The sequence below is a fragment of the Flavobacterium luteum genome, from assembly GCF_008806775.1.
GTDB classification, from domain to species: Bacteria; Bacteroidota; Bacteroidia; order Flavobacteriales; family Flavobacteriaceae; genus Flavobacterium; species Flavobacterium luteum.
In genome coordinates, this window is sequence record NZ_WAEM01000008.1 from 19,964 (window position 1) to 40,823 (window position 20,860).

The 20,860-nt window shown below is 32.5% G+C and carries 19 protein-coding genes; 9 read left to right on the forward strand and 10 right to left on the reverse strand.

The window, feature by feature from the left end; all coding sequences use genetic code 11:
* Window positions 1-403 precede the first annotated feature (403 nt).
* The 3 genes from F6464_RS12625 (at window position 404) to F6464_RS12635 (ending at window position 3,341) form a co-directional block, all read left to right on the forward strand.
* Window positions 404-1,273 (forward strand): DUF808 domain-containing protein, encoded by an 870-nt coding sequence (locus tag F6464_RS12625; protein WP_151108310.1) that lies wholly within the window; start codon window positions 404-406, stop codon window positions 1,271-1,273.
* A 119-nt stretch (window positions 1,274-1,392) separates the two neighbouring features.
* A complete protein-coding gene (locus tag F6464_RS12630; RefSeq protein WP_151108311.1) occupies window positions 1,393-2,280 on the forward strand; it encodes a carbon-nitrogen hydrolase in 888 nt (295 codons plus the stop codon).
* A 2-nt stretch (window positions 2,281-2,282) separates the two neighbouring features.
* The gene (locus tag F6464_RS12635; protein WP_151108312.1) at window positions 2,283-3,341 is read left to right on the forward strand and encodes an agmatine deiminase family protein; all 1,059 of its coding nucleotides are present in this window, start codon (window positions 2,283-2,285) and stop codon (window positions 3,339-3,341) included.
* 64 nt (window positions 3,342-3,405) lie between these two features.
* Here F6464_RS12635 and F6464_RS14540 read toward each other — a convergent pair whose 3' ends face one another.
* The 3 genes from F6464_RS14540 to F6464_RS12645 form a co-directional block, all read right to left on the reverse strand.
* Window positions 3,406-3,570, reverse strand: a complete 165-nt coding sequence (locus tag F6464_RS14540) for a hypothetical protein (RefSeq protein WP_191963387.1) — start codon at window positions 3,568-3,570, stop codon at window positions 3,406-3,408.
* A 93-nt stretch (window positions 3,571-3,663) separates the two neighbouring features.
* Entirely contained in the window at window positions 3,664-6,444 is a 2,781-nt protein-coding gene (locus F6464_RS12640; protein WP_151108313.1) for an alpha-amylase family glycosyl hydrolase, read from the reverse strand.
* A 79-nt stretch (window positions 6,445-6,523) separates the two neighbouring features.
* Window positions 6,524-7,165, reverse strand: a complete 642-nt coding sequence (locus tag F6464_RS12645; RefSeq protein ID WP_151108314.1) for a protein-L-isoaspartate(D-aspartate) O-methyltransferase — start codon at window positions 7,163-7,165, stop codon at window positions 6,524-6,526.
* Window positions 7,166-7,263: 98 nt separating this feature from the next.
* Here F6464_RS12645 and F6464_RS12650 point away from each other — a divergent pair, with 98 nt between their 5' ends.
* From F6464_RS12650 to F6464_RS12675, 6 genes are read left to right on the forward strand one after another with little or no spacing between them, the layout of a single operon-like run.
* A complete protein-coding gene (locus tag F6464_RS12650) occupies window positions 7,264-8,229 on the forward strand; it encodes a Gfo/Idh/MocA family protein (protein WP_151108315.1) in 966 nt (321 codons plus the stop codon).
* Window positions 8,230-8,238: 9 nt separating this feature from the next.
* Window positions 8,239-9,126, forward strand: coding sequence for a 3-hydroxyacyl-CoA dehydrogenase family protein (locus F6464_RS12655; RefSeq protein ID WP_151108316.1), 888 nt, complete (start codon window positions 8,239-8,241; stop codon window positions 9,124-9,126).
* A 36-nt stretch (window positions 9,127-9,162) separates the two neighbouring features.
* Window positions 9,163-9,822 (forward strand): YggS family pyridoxal phosphate-dependent enzyme, encoded by a 660-nt coding sequence (locus F6464_RS12660; RefSeq protein ID WP_151108317.1) that lies wholly within the window; start codon window positions 9,163-9,165, stop codon window positions 9,820-9,822.
* A gap of 50 nt (window positions 9,823-9,872) precedes the next feature.
* Window positions 9,873-11,234, forward strand: coding sequence for an exonuclease domain-containing protein (locus F6464_RS12665; protein WP_151108318.1), 1,362 nt, complete (start codon window positions 9,873-9,875; stop codon window positions 11,232-11,234).
* A gap of 2 nt (window positions 11,235-11,236) precedes the next feature.
* Window positions 11,237-12,166 (forward strand): tRNA (adenosine(37)-N6)-dimethylallyltransferase MiaA, encoded by a 930-nt coding sequence (gene miaA, locus F6464_RS12670; RefSeq protein WP_151108319.1) that lies wholly within the window; start codon window positions 11,237-11,239, stop codon window positions 12,164-12,166.
* An 8-nt stretch (window positions 12,167-12,174) separates the two neighbouring features.
* Window positions 12,175-12,915: an acyl-[acyl-carrier-protein] thioesterase gene (locus tag F6464_RS12675; RefSeq protein ID WP_151108320.1), complete on the forward strand. Its 741-nt coding sequence runs from the start codon at window positions 12,175-12,177 to the stop codon at window positions 12,913-12,915.
* Window positions 12,916-12,948: 33 nt separating this feature from the next.
* Here F6464_RS12675 and F6464_RS12680 read toward each other — a convergent pair whose 3' ends face one another.
* From F6464_RS12680 to recN, 7 genes are all read right to left on the reverse strand, one after another.
* Window positions 12,949-13,665 (reverse strand): response regulator transcription factor, encoded by a 717-nt coding sequence (locus F6464_RS12680; protein WP_151108321.1) that lies wholly within the window; start codon window positions 13,663-13,665, stop codon window positions 12,949-12,951.
* Window positions 13,666-13,672: 7 nt separating this feature from the next.
* Window positions 13,673-15,259: a sensor histidine kinase gene (locus F6464_RS12685; protein ID WP_151108322.1), complete on the reverse strand. Its 1,587-nt coding sequence runs from the start codon at window positions 15,257-15,259 to the stop codon at window positions 13,673-13,675.
* Between the two features lie 72 nt (window positions 15,260-15,331).
* Complete coding sequence (gene coaE / locus F6464_RS12690) at window positions 15,332-15,916, reverse strand: dephospho-CoA kinase (protein ID WP_151108323.1); 585 nt, start codon at window positions 15,914-15,916, stop codon at window positions 15,332-15,334.
* Window positions 15,913-16,911: a glycosyltransferase gene (locus tag F6464_RS12695; RefSeq protein ID WP_151108324.1), complete on the reverse strand. Its 999-nt coding sequence runs from the start codon at window positions 16,909-16,911 to the stop codon at window positions 15,913-15,915. Before F6464_RS12695 ends, coaE begins: the two co-directional genes overlap by 4 nt.
* An 84-nt stretch (window positions 16,912-16,995) precedes the next feature.
* Entirely contained in the window at window positions 16,996-17,805 is an 810-nt protein-coding gene (locus F6464_RS12700; RefSeq protein WP_151108325.1) for an enoyl-ACP reductase FabI, read from the reverse strand.
* Window positions 17,806-17,909: 104 nt separating this feature from the next.
* Window positions 17,910-19,100, reverse strand: coding sequence for an enoyl-ACP reductase FabV (gene fabV / locus F6464_RS12705; RefSeq protein ID WP_151108326.1), 1,191 nt, complete (start codon window positions 19,098-19,100; stop codon window positions 17,910-17,912).
* Window positions 19,101-19,176: 76 nt separating this feature from the next.
* Window positions 19,177-20,829 (reverse strand): DNA repair protein RecN, encoded by a 1,653-nt coding sequence (gene recN / locus F6464_RS12710; protein WP_151108327.1) that lies wholly within the window; start codon window positions 20,827-20,829, stop codon window positions 19,177-19,179.
* Between the last annotated feature and the right edge of the window lie 31 nt (window positions 20,830-20,860).

Genomic DNA, 20,860 nt, shown 5'->3' on the forward strand with positions numbered 1-20,860 from the left:
AAGTAAAGACTAAGTCTCCCAACTCCATAAGCACTATATAAGATTCTACAACAACTTTAGAAACTTATTTTTTGGATTATATTTGTTGTATAATGTAATAGTTATGAAAATATCCCGATTTCTTGATGATATACTAAATCTTCCCATTAAAGTAAGCGCAAAATTATTTCGCTGTTCACTTTCTATCGTATGCAAAACTGCGCAAACTATTGTGAACCCAGCTCTTCGATGTGTTCCACAAAAGCGGTGGAGCTGTGCGAAGTCTCCCGACTTCTACCCGATTGCTCGGATAAATAAGAAATATTCTCGTTTATCGAACGAAGATGTTGTTATTAAAAAAACATTATTTAGTACCTTCGCCTAAAAATATAAAAACAGCAATTAGGTAATATAATAAATTTTTATGGCATCAGGTTTTTTCGCACTCTTAGATGATATCGCAGCAATTATGGATGATGTTGCAGCAATGAGTAAAATTGCAACCAAAAAAACTGCAGGAATATTGGGAGATGATTTGGCAGTAAATGCCGAGAAAGCATCTGGATTTGTTTCAAATAGAGAACTCCCAGTTTTATGGGCAATTACAAAGGGATCTTTCCTTAATAAATTGATTATTTTACCAGTAGCTTTTTTACTTAGTGCTTTTTTACCTTTGGCAATTACAATTATATTAGTGCTTGGAGGTCTTTTCTTAGCATATGAAGGGGCAGAAAAAATATATGAATACTTCTTTCCGCACAAGCACGTCGCAACCGAAATTATCGTACAAGATTTTACCGAAGAAGAAATTTTATCTCTTGAAAAAGATAAAATAAAGTCGGCCATAGTAACCGATTTTATTCTTTCGGTTGAAATTGTAATTATTGCTTTGGGCACCGTAATAGACGAACCCATAAGCTCACAGATTGCTGTTGTTTCAATAGTTTCAATAATAGCAACCGTAGGTGTTTACGGTATTGTGGCTCTCATTGTGCGAATGGACGAACTAGGTTTCAAACTTATTGCATTGAGTTCCAAGGAAAGTAGTTTATCAAAAACAGTCGGAAACATATTGGTGCAAGCCTTGCCAAAGATTATAAAAAGTTTAGCTGTTATTGGTACTATCGCCTTGCTCCTTGTAGCGGGCGGTATTTTTATTCATAAAATTGAATTTTTGCATCACTTATTCCCACAATGGCCTTCTATTATTAGAGAATTTGGTTTCGGGCTTCTTTTTGGAGGAATTGTTTTGGTAGTGGTAAATCTTTTCAAAAAAATGTTTAAAAAAATTTGAAAAAAAATGAGTTTCATAAAATGATTGAAAGAAGAATTTAACTTTAAATCCAAGTTTTCCATTTCTCATTACTTCTATTCTTTATAAAAATTCCTATTTTTGCAGTCTAAATTTTTGTCATGCCAAATAAGAAATACAAAATAGCTGTTATACAATTGAACCTAAATGATGTTGCCGAAAACAATCTGAAAAAATGTTTGTCTTGGGTGCGCGATGCGGCCAGTCAAGGCGCCGAGGTGATTTCGTTACCAGAATTGTACAGCAGCCACTATTTTTGTCAAAGCGAAGATGTGAATAATTTTGCCTTGGCAGAACCATTGTACAGCACTTCATTTATTGCTTTTAGCGCTTTGGCTAAAGAATTGGGAGTTGTTATTATCGTTCCTTTCTTTGAAAAAAGAATGGCTGGAATTTACCACAATAGTGCTTACATCATTGACACAGATGGCTCTGAAGCAGGATTGTACCGCAAAATGCATATTCCTGACGATCCCCATTTCTATGAAAAATTCTATTTTACTCCAGGAGATTTAGGTTTCAAAACTATACCAACACAAAAAGGAAAAATAGGAACTCTGATTTGTTGGGATCAATGGTATCCCGAAGCAGCTCGTTTAACAGCTTTACAAGGTGCTGAAGTTTTGTTTTACCCAACAGCAATTGGTTGGCATCCACTTGAGAAAGAACAATACGGAGAAAACCAACAAGGTGCTTGGATGAATGTCATGAAAGGTCACGCTGTTGCTAATGGTGTATATGTTGCTGCGGCAAATAGAATTGGTTTAGAACAATATATTGAAGGTACTGCTGGTATTCAATTTTGGGGATCTTCTTTTATTGCCGGTCCACAAGGAGAGATTTTAGCACAAGCATCTACTGATAAAGAAGAGATTCTGATAGCAGAAGTCGATTTAGACTTACAAGAAAATGTACGCCAGAACTGGCCGTTTTTTAGAGACCGACGCATCGATGCTTATGGAGATATTACAAAAAGAGCTATCGATTAATCATGAGTACTACTAATAATAGACGATTTCCAGCAGAATGGGAAAAACAACAAGGAATTTTGCTTTGCTTTCCTCATAATGGTAATGATTGGCCAGGAAAATACGAAGCCATACAATGGGCATTTGTAGAATTTATTAAGAAAGCGGCTAATTTCGAGCAGGTTTTTCTGGTTGTGGCTGATGAAAAATTAAAAGGAAAAGTTATAGAGATGCTCCAAACGGCACATGTTATCGTTGAAAATGTTTCTTTCATCATACATAAAACCAATAGAAGTTGGATGCGTGACTCGGGACCTATACTTGTAAAAAATGGTACCAAAAGAGAAGCCTTAAATTTTAACTTTAATGGTTGGGCAAAATATAAAAACTTCCAACTAGACAAACATGTTCCGAATAAAGTTGCCGATTTTTTAAAAATTCCATTAACTCAAGTTAAATATAAAGGCAAACCAGTAATTGTAGAAGGTGGTGCCATTGACGTTAATGGAAAAGGAACTTTACTCACATCCGAAGAATGTTTGATGCATCCAAGTGTACAAGTCAGAAATCCCGGATTTACTAAAGCCGATTATGAAGTAATATTTAAGGAGTATTTAGGCATTACTAATGTAATTTGGTTAAAAGACGGAATTGAAGGTGATGATACACACGGTCATATTGATGATTTATGCCGATTTGTTAATGAAGATACTATTGTTACCGTTGTAGAATCTGACCCGAATGACAATAATTACATGCCTTTACAGGAAAATTTAAAGATTTTACAAAATGCTACCTTAGAAAATGGTTTGTCTCCTAAAATTGTAACATTACCTATGCCCAAACGATTAGAATTTGGTGGATTGCGAATTCCTGCTAGTTATGCTAATTTTTTAATTTTAAACAACTGCGTTTTAGTTCCCACATTTAATGATGCAAATGATAGGATTGCATTAAATATAATTGCTGATTGCTTTCCAAAAAGAGAAATTATAGGAATAAGCGCTATAGACTTAATATGGGGATTCGGAACCTTACATTGCTTAAGCCAGCAAATTCCTGAACAAAAAACAAATTTCTAAATCACATTTTAAAAGAAAAATAAAAAAAGAGGCTGTCTAATAGACAGCCTCTTTTATCAATCTATTAAACAGATTGATTTTTCTTAGCTTTTCTTTCTTTATACATTTCATACAAAGCTCCTCCCACCCAATACTGGACAAAAGCAACTAGAAAAAACATTAACCAAAATCCTATAGACAGAACGGTTAAAAAAAGTAAAAAGCCTAAATACTGTGAAAATTCAAACATGTTTTCCTGATTTTTTCTTAATAATATGCAAATGTATGTTTATTATTTTTTCTTACCAATAAAACTAAATCATTTTTTATAAAAAAGTATTCCTTACTTCTTAAAAAATTTAACTGTCTTCGTTTTATTGTTATTAAAAGTAATGTGCAACAAATAAAGACCTGAATTGACTTTAGAAACATCAATTACATTATAATTCAAAATAGGTGAAAAAGTAACTCCGTTAATGCCAATTACTTTGATATCTTTAATCGATTCCTTAGTATCTAATGTCATTGTTGCATCTACTAATGTTGGAAATACATTACATACTACTTCGTCCTTATTCATTTCATTTATACCTAGAGTAAAATCAGAATAGGAATTGGATACTGTAGGCAAAGTATATCGAGTTGCAGTGTAAATTTTTAACTCTCCTGGCTGTAAGGATACATTTGTTCCTGAAGATATTGAAACATTTCCATTCGCTAAATAATCATACCAATCACTTCCAGCTGGTAAAGTAATATTTACTGGTCCTGTAAAAGTTTGTCCATCAGTTGGAGCATTAAAATTACCTACAACAAAAACACGCTCGTTTCCAGAACCCCAAATCACGCTTCTCGCAGACTTACCACTACCTAAGTCCGAACTTGTAGGATTTCCAGAAAATAAGTTAGGCAATATTCTAGTTCTTAATTGAATCAATTGACCAATTTTTTGATAAGAATCCATTCGTGTTGAATTGGTATACCAATTTAAACTTTCTGGAATTGGCTTTGGATCAGTTCTATTCCCAGTAGCACCTGTTGAATTACTAAAAATACTATAGTCATAACCTAACTCCTGAAACATCCACATCATGTGAGAACCATTTAGCAATACGTTAAAAGCAGTATTCAAAGGAGCGCGAAAACATCGCCCTGCTTCAGATTTTACAGTAGGGCCATTACCAAAAGCTTTTGCTTTATACATATTTCTTTCTTCGTCATGACTTTCGCAATAGGTTAAAAACCCATCTTGATTAGAGCTATTTAAATCATCTCCGTCCTTTAACCATCCCATTGCAGTTTGCTCATAGCTCTTAGTGTTGTTTAAATGACACATCATACCATTATTGATATAATTTTCTCTTTCGCCTGCTGTTTGCTCCCAATGTTCTAAAATAAAATAGGCATCTGGATTTCCTGCTTTTACACCATTATTATAATAATCAAACATAATTTCAGTACGATTACTACAATTTATACCGCAAAAACCATGTGAAATATCCATACGGTAGCCGTCTACTTTATATTCATCAATCCAATATTTAAGAGCTCGCTTAAACATTTCACGTGTTTGTGGAAAATTATGGTCATAATCTTGATTAACACTTGCTCCATGTGGAGCTATCTGATTGAACCATGGATTATTAGTAGCTATAGAATTAGTTCCCCAATACATTTTTGCTTGTGGTGCAGAACCAGTTACGTGATTAAAAACCATATCTAAAATAACAGCAATTCCTCTTTTGTGGCACTCGTCTATTAACTTTTTTAGGTCATTTTCTGTTCCATAAGATTTATCAACAGCAAAATAATGATTTGGATTATAACCCCAACTTATATTTCCATCAAACTCAGTTATTGGCATAATCTGAATAGCATTTACTCCCAAATTTTGAAGATAACTCAATCGATCAGATATAGCATTAAAACTACGTGTTGATGAAAAATCGTGTACCCATAATTCATAAATAACCAAGTTATTCTTGTTTGGTTTAACAAAATTTTGAGTTTGAGAGCTCCAATTAAATTTAGGTTTATTGGTTTGTAATACTGACACATAACCATCTCCAAGTGATGGATATAGCTTTAAATTTGGATATTGTTTTTTAGGTTCCCATTGGTCGTCAGGGTTTAATACTTTTTCAGAATAAGGATCACTTACTTTAACCATTTTATTTCCAATTTTTACGGCATATTGAAAAGCATATTCAACTCCAGGTTGTAAACCAGAAAGTTCAATCCACCAATAACCAGTATCTCCGTCTCTTTTTAATTGATAGGCATTTGAAATACCCCAATTATTAAAATCTCCAACTACAAAAACGTTGTCTGGTAAAACATTATTTCTATCTTTAGCATACAAACACAAATGCGCTTTCGTATTATCTGAAGAATTATAAGTAATACCTCCAACTAATCCTGACGGCCGTGGTTGATTTTCTGAACTAGAAATAATGGCAACCGAACGAGAATCTGAAGCGGTTTTTATTCCTGAAACTGCCTCAACAGTAAAAACGTAATCTCCTACTGCATTTAACACTTCGCTATGAGTAATAGTATTGCTATTGCTTTCCGTTTTTACTGCAACTCCATTTTTTTTAATTGTTAACTCAGAACTACTAGTTGCATCTGCAGAAAAAGTAACGGTACTTCCTGGACTTATAGCTCCCGAAGAAGAAATAGCCGAAAACTTAACACTCAATTCTCCTGCAGGAAAAATTTTTACAAAGAAATTACCCTCCGAATCTGTGGGATTTTTTCCTTCCTTTGTTCCGCCAAGCCCATCATTAAAAACTAAATTTAAACCTTGATAAATACCAGCACAACCATAGTAAGTATACATATTATCTATGGTCAATACCCACTTGGTTCCGTTTTTCACTAATTTATGTTTTGGCAAACTGCTTCTCCATGCTGGAGTACATTGCCACTTATTTCCGGCAATTGTTACGCCAGTGTGTGCATAACAATTAGTGGCTGTGGCCATAGCACTAGACGCTGGATCATAAGTAATGGTTATTATACCCGTATAATCATCCGTAATGATAGCTGGAACCGTAGTTACTGTTTGAGCCGAGACTAACAAACTAAAAGTAACTAAAAGTAATGTGTAAATATTTTTCATGTAGTTATAAAGATTTAATTTAAAGGGATTTAAAGACCAAAAATAGAAATAAAACGATATAGTAAATCAAAAACAAGTGTTAATTTTTATTACCTAATAATGGAACAAAACGGAATTCACCAAATTCATGTTTCTCAAATTGGGTTTCATTTTTGCGAATTAAAACCGTCATCACTTGAACATCTTCCCCTAAAGGAATAACCAACCGTCCTCCTATTTTTAATTGTGCCATTAATGGTTTTGGAATTATTGGTGCACCAGCGGTAACAATTATACTGTCAAAAGGAGCATGATTCGGCAAGCCTTTATAGCCGTCTCCAAAAGACAAATGCTTGGGACGAATCCCTAATTTAGGCAACAAAGCGGATGTCTGTTTAAACAATTCATTTTGTCGTTCTACACTATATACATTGGCTCCCATAGCACACAAAACAGCTGTTTGATACCCAGAACCTGTTCCGATTTCTAGAATTTTATGTCCTTTTTTTATTTCTAATAATTGAGATTGAAAGGCAACTGTGTAGGGTTGCGAAATAGTTTGCCCAGCTCCTATTGGAAATGCTTTGTCCTGATAGGCAAAATCATCAAAACTGGAATTTAAAAACAAATGCCTTGGAATTATTTTTATTGCTTCCAAAACGTTTTTATCTACTATTCCTTTTTCTTTTAAAATGGCTACTAATTGATTACGAAGTCCTTGATGTTTGGAGGTGTCTTTCAAAACTTAAATTGATTTATTTTGGTAAAAATAGAAAACAAAATATCAATTATCAATTATCCATTGTCAATTAATTCCTATTTTTGTTCAAAATCATTTTTATGTTAAAAGTTGGCGTTCTAGGTGCCGGTCATCTTGGTAAAATACACTTGCGGTTATTGCAACAATCAGAGAAATATGAATTAGTAGGCTTCTACGATGAAAATCATGAAAATGGGGCTAAAATAGCTGCTGAATTCGGATACAAACAATTCGACACTATTGCCAAATTAATTCATGCTGTTGATGTCATAGATATTGTTACCCCTACTCTTTCTCATTATAAATGTGCAAAAGTAGCCATCAAATCTGGCAAACATGTTTTTATTGAAAAACCGATTTCGAATACTGTAGCCGAAGCTGAAGAAATTATCACCTTGGCTAAAGAATATAAGGTAAAAGGACAAGTAGGTCATGTAGAGCGTTTCAATCCTGCCTTTATTGCAACAAAAAGCATGATTGAAAACCCAATGTTTATTGAGTCGCATCGCTTGGCAGAGTTTAATCCGCGTGGCACTGATGTTCCGGTAGTTTTAGATTTGATGATACATGATATTGATGCTATTTTGAGTGTCGTAAATTCGAAAGTGAAAAATATTAATGCAAGTGGTGTTTCTGTAATTAGTGATACCCCAGACATTGCCAATGCTAGAATAGAATTCGAAAACGGCTGTGTTGCCAATTTAACCGCAAGCCGAATTTCAATGAAAAACATGCGTAAATCTCGTTTTTTTCAAAAAGATGCTTATATCTCAGTTGATTTTCTTGACAAAGTTTGCGAAGTTGTAAAAATGAAAGATGCTCCCGAAATTCCTGGCGATTTCGATATGATTTTGCAAAATGCCGAAGGAGTAAAAAAACAAATTTATTTTGCTAATCCTGAAGTTGCACCTAACAATGCAATTCTAGATGAATTAGAATCTTTTGCGGATGCCATTAATAGAAATACAACACCAATTGTAACTTTGGAACAAGGAACAAATGCGTTGAGAGTGGCGAATCAAATTATTGACTGTTTTAAAAAATAAGTTTTAAATATGAAAACAATAGCCGTAATTGGTTCAGGCACAATGGGTAACGGAATTGCACATACTTTTGCGCAAAGCGGATTTACCGTAAAACTTATTGATGTTTCTGAAAAATCGTTAGATAAAGGAATGGCTACCATTGCTGCTAATTTAGACAGAATGTTAGCAAAAGGCACCATTACTCAAGAGGATGTTGTTAAAACAATCACTAATATAATAACCTATACCGACCTAAAAGACGGTGTTATAGGTGCCGATTTAGTTGTTGAAGCGGCTACTGAAAATATTGAATTAAAACTGAATATATTCAAGCAACTGAACGAAGTTTGTTCGCACAATACCATTTTGGCAACCAATACATCTTCTATTTCCATCACGCAAATAGGTGCAGTAGTTGCTCATCCTGAACGCGTTATTGGAATGCACTTTATGAATCCAGTGCCTATGATGAAATTGGTCGAGATCATTCGTGGATACAATACGAGTGACGAAGTGACTAAAATCATCATGGATTTATCGGAAAAACTAGGAAAAACTCCCGTTGAAGTCAACGATTATCCTGGCTTTGTAGCCAATAGAATTTTGATGCCCATGATTAATGAAGCCATTGAAACGCTTTATAACAAAGTGGCTGGCGTTTATGAAATCGACACCGTTATGAAACTCGGAATGGGTCATCCGATGGGACCATTGCAATTAGCCGATTTTATTGGACTTGACGTTTGTTTGGCAATTTTAAACGTAATGTATGACGGATTCAAAAATCCAAAATATGCGCCATGTCCGTTATTAGTCAATATGGTTCGAGCAGGAAAATTAGGAGTAAAATCTGGAGAAGGCTTTTATGATTATAGTGAAAGTAAAAAAGCAGAGAAAATTTCGAAACAGTTCTTATAAATTAACAATGAATAATTAATAATTGATAATTTAAAAATGTCAATAAAACAAAATCTACTCAACATAAAATCGGCATTACCAGAACATGTAACTCTCGTTGCTGTTTCTAAAACCAAACCCATTTCTGATTTAATGGAAGCCTACGATGCTGGTCAACGTATTTTTGGTGAAAACAAAATCCAAGAAATGACTGAGAAATGGGAAGCGATGCCTAAAGATATCGAATGGCATATGATAGGTCACGTTCAGACCAATAAAGTTAAATTTATGGCGCCATTCGTAAGCTTAATTCATGGCGTAGACGGTTTAAAATTATTAGAAGAAATTAACAAGCAAGCACAAAAAAACGACCGAATTATCGATTGCTTATTTCAAATTCATATTGCTGAAGAGGAAACAAAATTTGGTCTTAATGAAAAAGAATTGAATGAAATTCTCTATTCTGCAACATTTCATGAAATGAAAAACATTCGAATTGTTGGTTTAATGGGAATGGCTACTTTTACCGATAATCAAGAGCAAATCAAGAAAGAATTCACTCATTTGAAAACGATTTTTGATACTACAAACCAACTTCTAACTTCTAACTTCCAACTTCTAACTTTATCTATGGGAATGTCTGGCGATTATAAACTCGCAATTGAATGCGGAAGCACTATGGTTCGAATTGGAAGTAGTATCTTTGGAAATCGCTAATTTGTTTGCAGAAAAACTGTAAACTGAACAATGTAAACTGAATATTGATTTTGTACGCAATAATCGACATAGAAACCACCGGAGGCCAATTTAATGAAGAGGGAATTACTGAGATTGCCATTTACAAATATGATGGACATGAAATTGTAGACCAATTTATTAGTTTGGTAAATCCTGAAATTCCAATACAGCCTTTTGTTGTAAAACTAACAGGGATAAATAATGCCATGTTACGCTCGGCTCCTAAATTTTTTGAAGTAGCCAAACGTATTATTGAAATCACTCAAGATTGTGTTATTGTGGCTCATAATGCAAGTTTCGACTTCCGTATTCTTCGTACTGAGTTTCGTCGATTGGGATATAATTTTGAAGCAAAAACGCTTTGTACAGTCGAACTGGCTAAAGTTTTAATTCCTGAACAACCCTCCTACAGTTTAGGTAAATTGGTACGTGCTTTAGGAATTCCTATGGCCGACAGACATCGAGCCAGCGGAGACGCATTGGCAACGGTTAAACTCTTTAAAATGCTTTTAGATAAGGATTTAGAAAAAGTGATTCTCAAAGAACTTATCAAGACTGAGATTGTTAAAGGGATAGCTCCCAAATTATTAGATATTGTTGAAAGTTTGCCTTCAAAAACGGGAACTTATTACATTCATAACGAAAAAAGCGAATTGATTTATATTGGCAAAAGCCGAAATATTAAAAAAAGAATCAATCAGCATTTTACTGGAACGACTACAAAATGCAAAAAAATTCAGGCCGAAGTTTTTACCGTAACCTATGATGAAACAGGTAGCGAATTGATTGCTTTGTTGAAAGAAAGTGAAGAAATAAAAATCAACAAACCAATTCTTAATAGAGCTCAACGCAAAACTATTTTTCAATGGGCTTTGTATTCAGAATATGACAATAATGGTTATCTGAATTTAAAATTGCAAAAAGCCGATGGTCGAAAAAAAGAAATCACTTCATTTACGACTCTGCAAGAAGGGAAAAACTCACTATTTCGAATTGCTGCAGAATATCATTTGTGCCAAAAACTAACGGGTTTATATATAACCCAATCAGATTGTTTTCAGTATAAAATAAAAGAATGTGACGGTGCTTGTATTGGTACAATTTCTCCATTAATTTATAATGAAAGAGTTCAATCCTACATAGACAAAAATAGTTTCGACAATCAGAATATGGTTTTAATAGATAGAGGACGAACTATTAATGAACGTAGCGCTATTTTAATAGAAAACGGGATTTATAAAGGATATGCCTTTTATGATTTGAATTATCAAATTAACAACATCGAAATCCTTAGAAATATTATTATTCCGATGCAAAACAATCGAGACACTCGAAATATTATCCAAAGTCATATTAGAAGAAGTAAGAGTTTGAAAATTAAAAAATTCTAGTCATGGCTAAATTTCTCATCACCATTGTTGGACCAACGGCTATTGGAAAAACAGCATTGAGTATTGCTTTAGCGAATCAATTTAAATGCGACATTATTTCTTGCGACAGCCGACAGTTTTATAAGGAAATGACAATTGGCACAGCAGTTCCAAGTATAGAAGAATTAAATTCAGCAAAACATCACTTCATTCAAAACAAATCTATTTTTGACAATTATACGGTTGGCGATTTTGAAAAAGAAGCTATTGCTAAACTTGATGAATTGTTTTTGACCAATGATTTTGTGATTCTAGTAGGCGGTTCAGGATTGTATGTAGATGCGATTTTGAAAGGATTTGATGCATTTCCTGAAATTGATGTTAAAGTTCGTTTGGCTATTCAAGCTGATTATGAGAAACTAGGTATTGACTATTTACAAAATCAATTGAGGGATTTAGACGCTTCTTATTTTGAAAAATTAACTGTAGAAAATCCTCAAACGTTACAAAACCCGCAACGAATGATGCGGTTTGTTGAAGTATGTATGGGTTCTGGAAGACCATATTCCTCATTTATCAATCAGAAAAAAAAAGAGAGAAACTTCACTCCTATTCTAATCGGTATAGAAGCAGAAAGAAGTATTATTTATAACCGAATTAATCATCGTGTTGATGTTATGCTAAACGAAGGTTTATTGGCTGAAGCCAAAGACTTATTTCTTTATAAAGAGCTGAATGCATTGCAGACAGTTGGTTACAAAGAACTTTTTAGTTTTTTTGATAACGAATTTGCTATTGAATTTGCTATTGAAGAAATCAAGAAAAATACCCGAAAATTCTCCAAACGACAATTGACTTGGTTTAAAAAAAATGAGAGAACCAAATGGTTTGATTATTTAACTGATAGAAATAAAATCATTGATTATATAACTGGAATAATTCATAATTCATAATTATTTATATGCCTATCTCACCAAATTTTACATCAATATTGTCTAAAGAATGGGAAATTAATTTCACGCAATGTGCACCAAACGGTTTTCTAAAATATACTGATTTGTGCAATCTTTTGCAATTAACGGCTGCGGCACATTCTGAACTTGGTGGTATTAGTTTTTCAGATATGCAAGAATTCAATCAGGCCTGGGTATTAAGCCGAATGCGAGTTGAAATATCAGAATTACCCAAATGGAAAGATACCGTAACGGTAAAAACATGGATTAATTCTTTAGAAAATTCCCGTTCTGTTCGTGCTTTAGAAATGTATGTAAATGGTAAAAAGATAGTTGGTTCTGAAACTTTTTGGGTTGTTTTTAATACTAAAATCCGAAGACCTGAACAACTAGCTTTACCTTATAATCATTTTGAATTGTATCCAGAACATAAAGCTACCAGGCAACCATTTTCTAAAATTAGTATTCCCGAGGAAAAAGAAATAGTTTTTGAAAAAACGGTTCAGCTATCCGATTTAGACAATGTAAATCATGTAAACAATGTAAAATACCTAGAATGGTGTTTGGATTTTGTTGATGAAAACCAAATTCTGAATCAAAATATAGAAAGCTTTAAGATGAATTTTCTAAAAGAATTATCCTTAAAAGATGAGGTAATACTTCATGAGAGTCAATCGATAAACAAAACTATTTTTAGCATTACAAAGGAAGATAAAAACTGTTTTGCTTTGCAATTGAACTGGAAATAAAAAAGGCTCCGATTTCTCGAAGCCTCATTACATTTATACTGCCGCTTTGTTTTTTACGACCAATCGAAAACCTTCACCATGAATGTTTAAAATTTCAACATTCGGATCTGGTTTTAAGTATTTTCTTAGTTTAGCAATATACACATCCATACTTCTAGATGTAAAATAGTTATCGTCTCGCCAAATTTTTGTAAGAGCGAGTTCTCTAGGCATTAAATCATCTTCATAAACTGCCAACATTTTAAGCAATTCATTTTCTTTAGGAGATAACTTTATGGGCTCCTCATTTTTAAACGTTAAAAACCGAAGTTTAGAATTTAAATGAAAATTACCGATTTGAAATTCAAATTTTACATGATCGTTTTTTACGTCGGTTGTTTTTCTTTGAATGATGGCTTTAATTTTCATCAACAAAACTTCTGAATCAAAAGGTTTGTTCAAATAATCATCGGCTCCTGCTTTGTATCCTTTAAGCACATCTTCTTTCATAGATTTCGCTGTAAGGAAAATAATAGGCACCTCTTTATTTTTTTCTCTTATTTCTTTTGCTAAAGTATACCCATCTTTATAAGGCATCATAACATCAAGGATGCATAAATCATAGGTATCCTTTTTAAATTTTTCAAATCCTTCCATTCCGTTTTTGGCCAATGTTACATCAAAATCATTGAGCATTAAGTAATCTTTTAATATTGCCCCAAAATTTTGGTCATCTTCTACTAAAAGAATTTTTTTATTGTCTGTTTCCATAATGTATTTAGTTAATTAGTGGTATTTTTATTATAAACGTGCTTCCTTTTCCTTTTTCACTTTCAACGAATATTTCGCCGTTGTGATCTTCTACAATCCTTTTAACATAAGCGAGACCCAATCCGTGCCCTTTAACGTTATGTAAATCTCCTGTATGCTCACGATAGAATTTTTCAAAAATTCTTTTTTGAGCTGCTTTACTCATTCCTGATCCTTGATCTTTAATCTTAATGATAACGAAATCTTTTATGTTTTCGGTATAAATATCTATTTTGGGTACATTGGGAGAATATTTTATTGCATTATCTAAAACATTTACAATTACATTTGTAAAATGTACATCATTTAGCAAAACTGTCGTTCTGTTAGCTTGTAAATGAGTTGTAATAGTTCCGTCTCTGTCTTCAATTATTAAATTTACATGCTCAATAGCATCTTCAATTATGTCATGAATATTGTTTGACTCTTTGGCAATGTCTAACTCCCTTTTTTCTAATTTTGAAATCCGAAGTACGTTTTCTACTTGTGCATGCATTCGTTTATTCTCATCACGAATCATTTGTAAATACCTATTTATTTTTTCTTTATCTTGAATTACTTTAGGATTTTTTATTGCATCAAGTGCTAGGTTTATTGTAGCAATTGGTGTTTTAAATTCATGAGTCATATTATTTATAAAATCAGTTTTAATTTCTGAAATCTGACGCTGACGAATTAATTGATTTAAAGCACTAGAATAGGCAATAATTATAATGAGCGTAAAAATGATTGACAACAATGTAATCCCTACTAATTCAGAAAATAAAAACTTTTGTTTATGAGGAAAACTAACCAATAATTGGTATTTATTATTGCCTTCATTATCTGTAAAAATAGGTATGGAATAGGTCGAGTTTTTGTTAAATTTAAACCTATCCGATTTTACTTTTGTTGCTAAACCATTGCTGTAAATTCCAAATTCAAAAGGGGTTTTAACTTCATATTCTTTCAACTCAATTTCAAGTAGTTTTTGAAGTTTCTCTATAGAAACTCTGTCTTGTAAAGGTTTAACAGCAGCAATATCTTTAAAAAATATTTCAAATTGAGCATTCTCAAGAATATCTAATTTATCCGATTTTTGAATTTTAATATCTGGAGTTACTTTTTGCTGAACTCCTGAATTATCAATATCATTATTGTTGTATACTTCAGTAATCCTTTTTGACGAAAAGTTTTTAAGCTTTTTTATACTGTCGGTTTTTTTGTCAAAGAACGAAGAAGACACATTAAAATCTTCTGATACTATGTTATTGGAATAAATGATCGTTTCATTCGTGCGAGAATCTCTCTGATAGTATCCAAATTCAAGAAAATCACTCTTTTCAGGCTCTTTACCTATACTATCTTTTAATTTTTTATACTTGTCAATAAAACTATAGGCTTCTTCCTTTTGAAGCTTATCAGCAACGTTTCCAATTACCTGAGTAACATGGTATCGAAATTGCTCATCATTGTTTTTGAAAGAAGTGTTAAACCAATAAACTTGCACAAGAATTATTCCTATTAAGGATAAACTCATTAAAACTACAAGCAACCTGAAAAACAATTTATTCATCGATACAAAGTTAAACAATTTAACATTTATTCAATCAATATATTAACCAAAGATTAACAAATGTTAATAATATTACTGAATTGCAATTTTTTTAAGAATTTCATCTACCTGAAGCATCATCTCTTTCTTATTTGTATTTTCAATAATAAAGTCGCTATTCTTAATTCGTTGCTCGTCTAACCATTGATTTTCCATTCTCTTAAGCACATCTTCACGTGAAATAGAATCTCTTATCATAACTCTTTTAATTCTTGTTTCAATGGGAGCAATTACCGAAATCACAAAATCACATTGCTTATAACTCCCGCTTTCAAATAATATTGCAGTTTCATATACGACAAAATCAAAATTAGAGTTTTGCAATACCCAACTTTTAAAATGCTTTTTTACTGCAGGATGAATTATCGCATTTAATTGCTTTAATTTATCTTTATCATTGAAAACAATTTGAGAGACTTTTACCCTATCTAATTTTTCATTATTAAATACTTCATCTCCGAAAATCTTTCGAATTGATATCAGAATTTCAGGTGATTCTGTAATTTTTCTTGCTTCATCATCAGCTATATATACAGGAATTCCTTTCTCAGCAAAATAATTGGCAATGGTTGTTTTTCCGCTTCCAATGCCTCCAGTTAATCCTATAATTTTTGTCATGATTTAAAGAATAATTCAGGAAATGCTTTTTGAGGATTTTGTTTTAATACTATTATTTTGAAATAGGAATTAATGAATCCCAAACCATAACCAAAAAACTGTTTCCAAACTGCAATAACAGATAAGTAACCTATTTTTATGCTCTTATTTTGATAGCTGGAAAATACAAAAATCATTAAAAAATAGAAAACATAACACTTAAATAGTGTGTCATGTAAAAGTATCAATAAGAAAACCGAAATACCAAAACCAATACTAAAAACCGATGGAAAAAAATAAGTGAGCTTATTGTATTGAGGATATCTGCTATTTAAAATAGGCCTTGCCTTGCCAAATTTATTTACCTGAATTGAAAACTTATTCCAATCGATTCTTCGTTTATGATACACAAAAGCGTTAGGAAACAATTTGGTTTCAAATCCTAAATTCCATAATCGAATCGTTAAATCAGGATCTTCACCGGGATGAATGTTTCCAAAACCACCTGAAACTTCAAAAGCTTTTTTAGACAATCCCATATTGAAACTTCTAGGTTGAAATTTATCTATTTTCTCAGACCCTCCTCGAATTCCGCCTGTGGTTAAAAAAGAAGTCATTGCAAAATTTATGGCTTTCTGTACATCTGAAAAAGAATCTAAAGCTTTATCGGGTCCGCCAAAGCAATCTACATAATTGTTTTCTAAGCTTCTAGCAACTTCAGACAAATAGTGTTTTGGAATAATACAATCTGAATCGAAAATAATAAAATAATCGCCTTTTGCTTTTTTCATTCCAAAATTTCTAGAATCTCCAGGCCCTGAATTTTCTTTGAAATAGTAGGAAATATTTAGTTTATTTTGATAATTCTCGACAATGTTCTTACAAGTTATTGTCGATCCATCTTCAATAATTACAACTTCAAAATCAGCACTATAATCTGATAATAACAAACTTTCTAAAAGCTCATTTACTTCATCGGGTCTATTATAAACTGGAATAATTAATGAAAAAAACATGTTTCACTTTTTTTAACAAATATAAACTTTATAGAAAACAAAAACCATCTAATTGATGGGTTTTAAGTTTAAATTAATTTGGATTTACTCTTTAAAATGATCTAGAATTTCCTGACTAACTCCCATATTAGAAAATCCTCCGTCATTATACAAATTTTGTAACGTTACTTTCTTAGTTAAATCTGAAAACAAAGTAACCGTATAATTAGCACAATCTAAAGCAGTTGCATTGCCTAATGGCGACATTTTATCGGAATAGGCTATAAAATCATCAAAGCCTTTTACCCCATGTCCTGCCTTCGTAGCTGTAGGCGATTGTGAAATTGTGTTGACTCTTACCTTCTTGTTTTTACCAAAAAAATAGCCAAAACTTCTCGCAATAGATTCTAAATAGGCTTTATTGTCAGCCATATCATTATAGTCTGGAAAAACGCGTTGTGCCGCCATGTAAGACAACGCAACGATGCTTCCCCACTCGTTCATAGCTTCTTTTTTGTATAATACTTGCATTACTTTATGAAATGAAAGAGCTGATACGTTCCAGCCTTTTTCTGTAAATTCGTAATTTTCATTGGTGTAATGATTGCCTTTTCGAACATTTACTGACATCCCTATTGAATGAAGCACAAAATCAATTTTACCGCCTAAAATTTGTACCGCTTCATCAACAAGATGTTCTAAATCAGAAACCGAAGTGGCATCGGCTGGAATAATTTGAGCATTGGTTTTTAACGCTAATTTGTCAATTGTTCCCATTCTTATAGATGCTGGTGCATTTGTCAATACAAAAGTACCTCCTTCTTCATGAACACGCTCTGCCGTTTTCCAAGCAATTGAATTTTCATCTAAAGCTCCAAAAATAATTCCTCGTTTTCCTTTTAATAAATTGTACATATTCTAAAATTATAAATAAATTTCTATTTGTTTTTAATAAAAAACATCTAAACCCTTTACTATAAAAGTAAAGAAATTTAGATGTTACTTGTTTGTGAAAACAACTATTTTATACTATCTACATTTACCATTTCATTGGCGTCAGCTGAATAATCTACACCTTCAAATCCAAATCCAAATAGGTTATAAAAATCTTTCCTGTATCCTTCTAAATCGCCTATTTCTGGTAAATTCTCGGTTGTTGCAAATGCCCATAATTTCGAAACTTCATCTTGAACTTCGGCATCCAATTCCCAATCATCAATTCTTATTCTTCCTTTTTCATCAACTGGAACAGCTGCTCCAGTAAACAATCGTTGTTGGTACAATCGTTGAATTTGTTCAATACAACCTTCATGAGTTCCTTTAGCTTTCATGATTTTATACAATAAAGAAATATACAAAGGAATTACGGGTATTGCTGAACTTGCTTGGGTAACCAAAGCTTTATTGACTGAAACGAATGCATTTCCGTTAATACTTTTTAGACTGTCTTTAATAGAAAAAGCAGTAGCTTCAAGATGGTCTTTTGCACGACCAATGGTTCCGTTTCTGTAGACGGCTTCTGTTAAAGATGATCCAATATAAGAATAGGCAACTGTCGTTGCGCCATCAGCTAATAAATTATTTTGTTTTAAAGCGTCAATCCACATCGACCAATCCTCACCTCCCATTACTACAACCGTATTTTCAATGTCGTCGCCACTGCAAGGCTCAATAGTAATTTCAGATACTTTTCCTGAATGAAAATCTACCGTATTATTGGTAAACGTTTGCCCTATTGGTTTTAAAACCGAACGATGTAAAACACCAGTAGTTGGATGCAAACGAACAGGGGACGCTAAACTATAAATAACTAAATCAACTTGTCCTAAATCAGCTTTTATTAGATCAATCGTTTGCTGTTTGATTTCGTTAGAAAACGCATCACCGTTTATACTTTTTGCATATAAACCCTCTTTTGCAGCTTCTTTTTCGAAAGCTGCAGCATTGTACCATCCTGGAGAAGCCGTTTTTCCTTCAGTAGGTGGTTTTTCAAAAAATACTCCAATCGTTGCTGCATCAGAACCAAATGCACTTGCAATTCTAGACGCCAATCCGAATCCAGTTGAAGCTCCAATTACTAATACTCTTTTTGCCCCATCAATAGGCCCTTTTGATTTTATATATTCTATCTGATTTTTAACGCTTTGTTCGCATCCCTTTGGGTGGGCAGTTAAACAAATAAATCCTCTCATTCTTGGTTCAATAATCATACTTAAAATGTTAATCGGTTTATCTAAAATTTAAATTGGAATTCATGTTATTAGGATGTAAATATAATTGATATTTTTAGTCTAACAAGGCTTTTGCATGAATTAAAGCCGATTCTGAAACAACAGTTCCTGACAGCATTTGAGCAATTTCTATAACCCTCTCCTCAGCAGATAATAATTTTAATTCGGAATGTGTCATTTCTTGAAGAGTCGTTTTAAAAACCTTAAAATGACTGTTTCCTTTAGCAGCGATTTGAGGCAAATGGGTAATGGCAAACACTTGCATGCTTTTACTCATTTCTTTCATAATATCACCCATTTTGATGGCGATTTCTCCAGAAACTCCAGTATCAATTTCATCAAAAATAATGGTTGGTAATTTTGAATATTGTGCTAATATAGCTTTTACAGCGAGCATAATTCTGGATAATTCTCCACCAGAGGCTACTTTTTTAAGCAGCCCAAAATCTGAACCTTTGTTTGCTGAAAATAAAAATTGCAATTCATCTTTTCCGTTTTGAAAATAATTTAATGTTGCATTAACTTCAATATTAAAACGAACATTTGGCATACCCAATTGTTCTAGAATCGCAATCAATTTTTGAGTTAAAGTTGGTATCGCTTTTTTTCTATTAGAATGAATTAAATTTGAAATGCTATCTAACGCAATTACCGACTGTTGAATTTGGTTTTCTAAAATAATAATTTGATTTTCTAAAGTACTTACTGCAACAACTTTAGTATCTAAATCGTTTTGAATTTGCAATAATTCTTGAACACTTAAAACCTGATGTTTTTTTTGAAGACTATAAATTAATTGTAATTTTTGAGTCACTATTTCTAATTGCTCAGGATCGTTTATAAGATTCTCGACAACTTGATTTAACTCGTTAACAATATCGTCTAACTCAATTACAACGCTGTTTACTCTATCGAATAATGATTGATATTCGGAAGAAAAACCAGTTGTTTTTTGCAAAGAATTTTTAATTTCTTTTAAATTCTGCAACACTCCAAACTGTTCGTCAGAGGCTATACTCAGTGCTTTTTCGACATTTTCTTTTATCGCCTCAACATTAGATAATTTTTCTAAAATCAATTCTAACTCTTCTTGATTACTTGACTCTAATTTGGCTTGAAGCAACTCTTCTAATAAAAAAGCGTTATAATCTTGCTCCTTTAAAGCCAATTGCATTTGGGAATTTAAATCTAACAAGTCGGATTTTTGGTTCTTGAACAACTTAAATGAGGCACTATATTTTTCTAGTAATTCCTGATTGTTTGCTATAGAATCTATAATTTGAAATTGAAAATCTTCATCGGATAATTCTTGAGTTTGATGTTGTGAATGGATATCAATTAAATACAAACTCAAATCTTGCAATTCCTGAAGATTTACTGGAGTATCATTTATAAAAGCTCTCGATTTACCCGAAGGCAAAATCTCCCTTCTAATAATGGTTTGGTCTTCATAATCTAAATCATTTGCCGTAAAAAAAGGCTGCAAATTGTAGTCTGAAATTTGAAAATGAGCTTCAATAATACATTTTTCACTTTTATTTTTAAGAGAAGACAAATCGGCTCTTTTTCCTAAAACTAATCCTAAAGCACCTAAAAGTATTGACTTCCCAGCACCTGTTTCTCCAGTAATTATTGATAATCCTTTTGAAAAATCAATTGATAATTTTTCAATCAAAGCATAATTTTCGATAGAAAGTGTTGTTATCATTTAGAGCTGGAATAGGGTAATTTTAATTTTT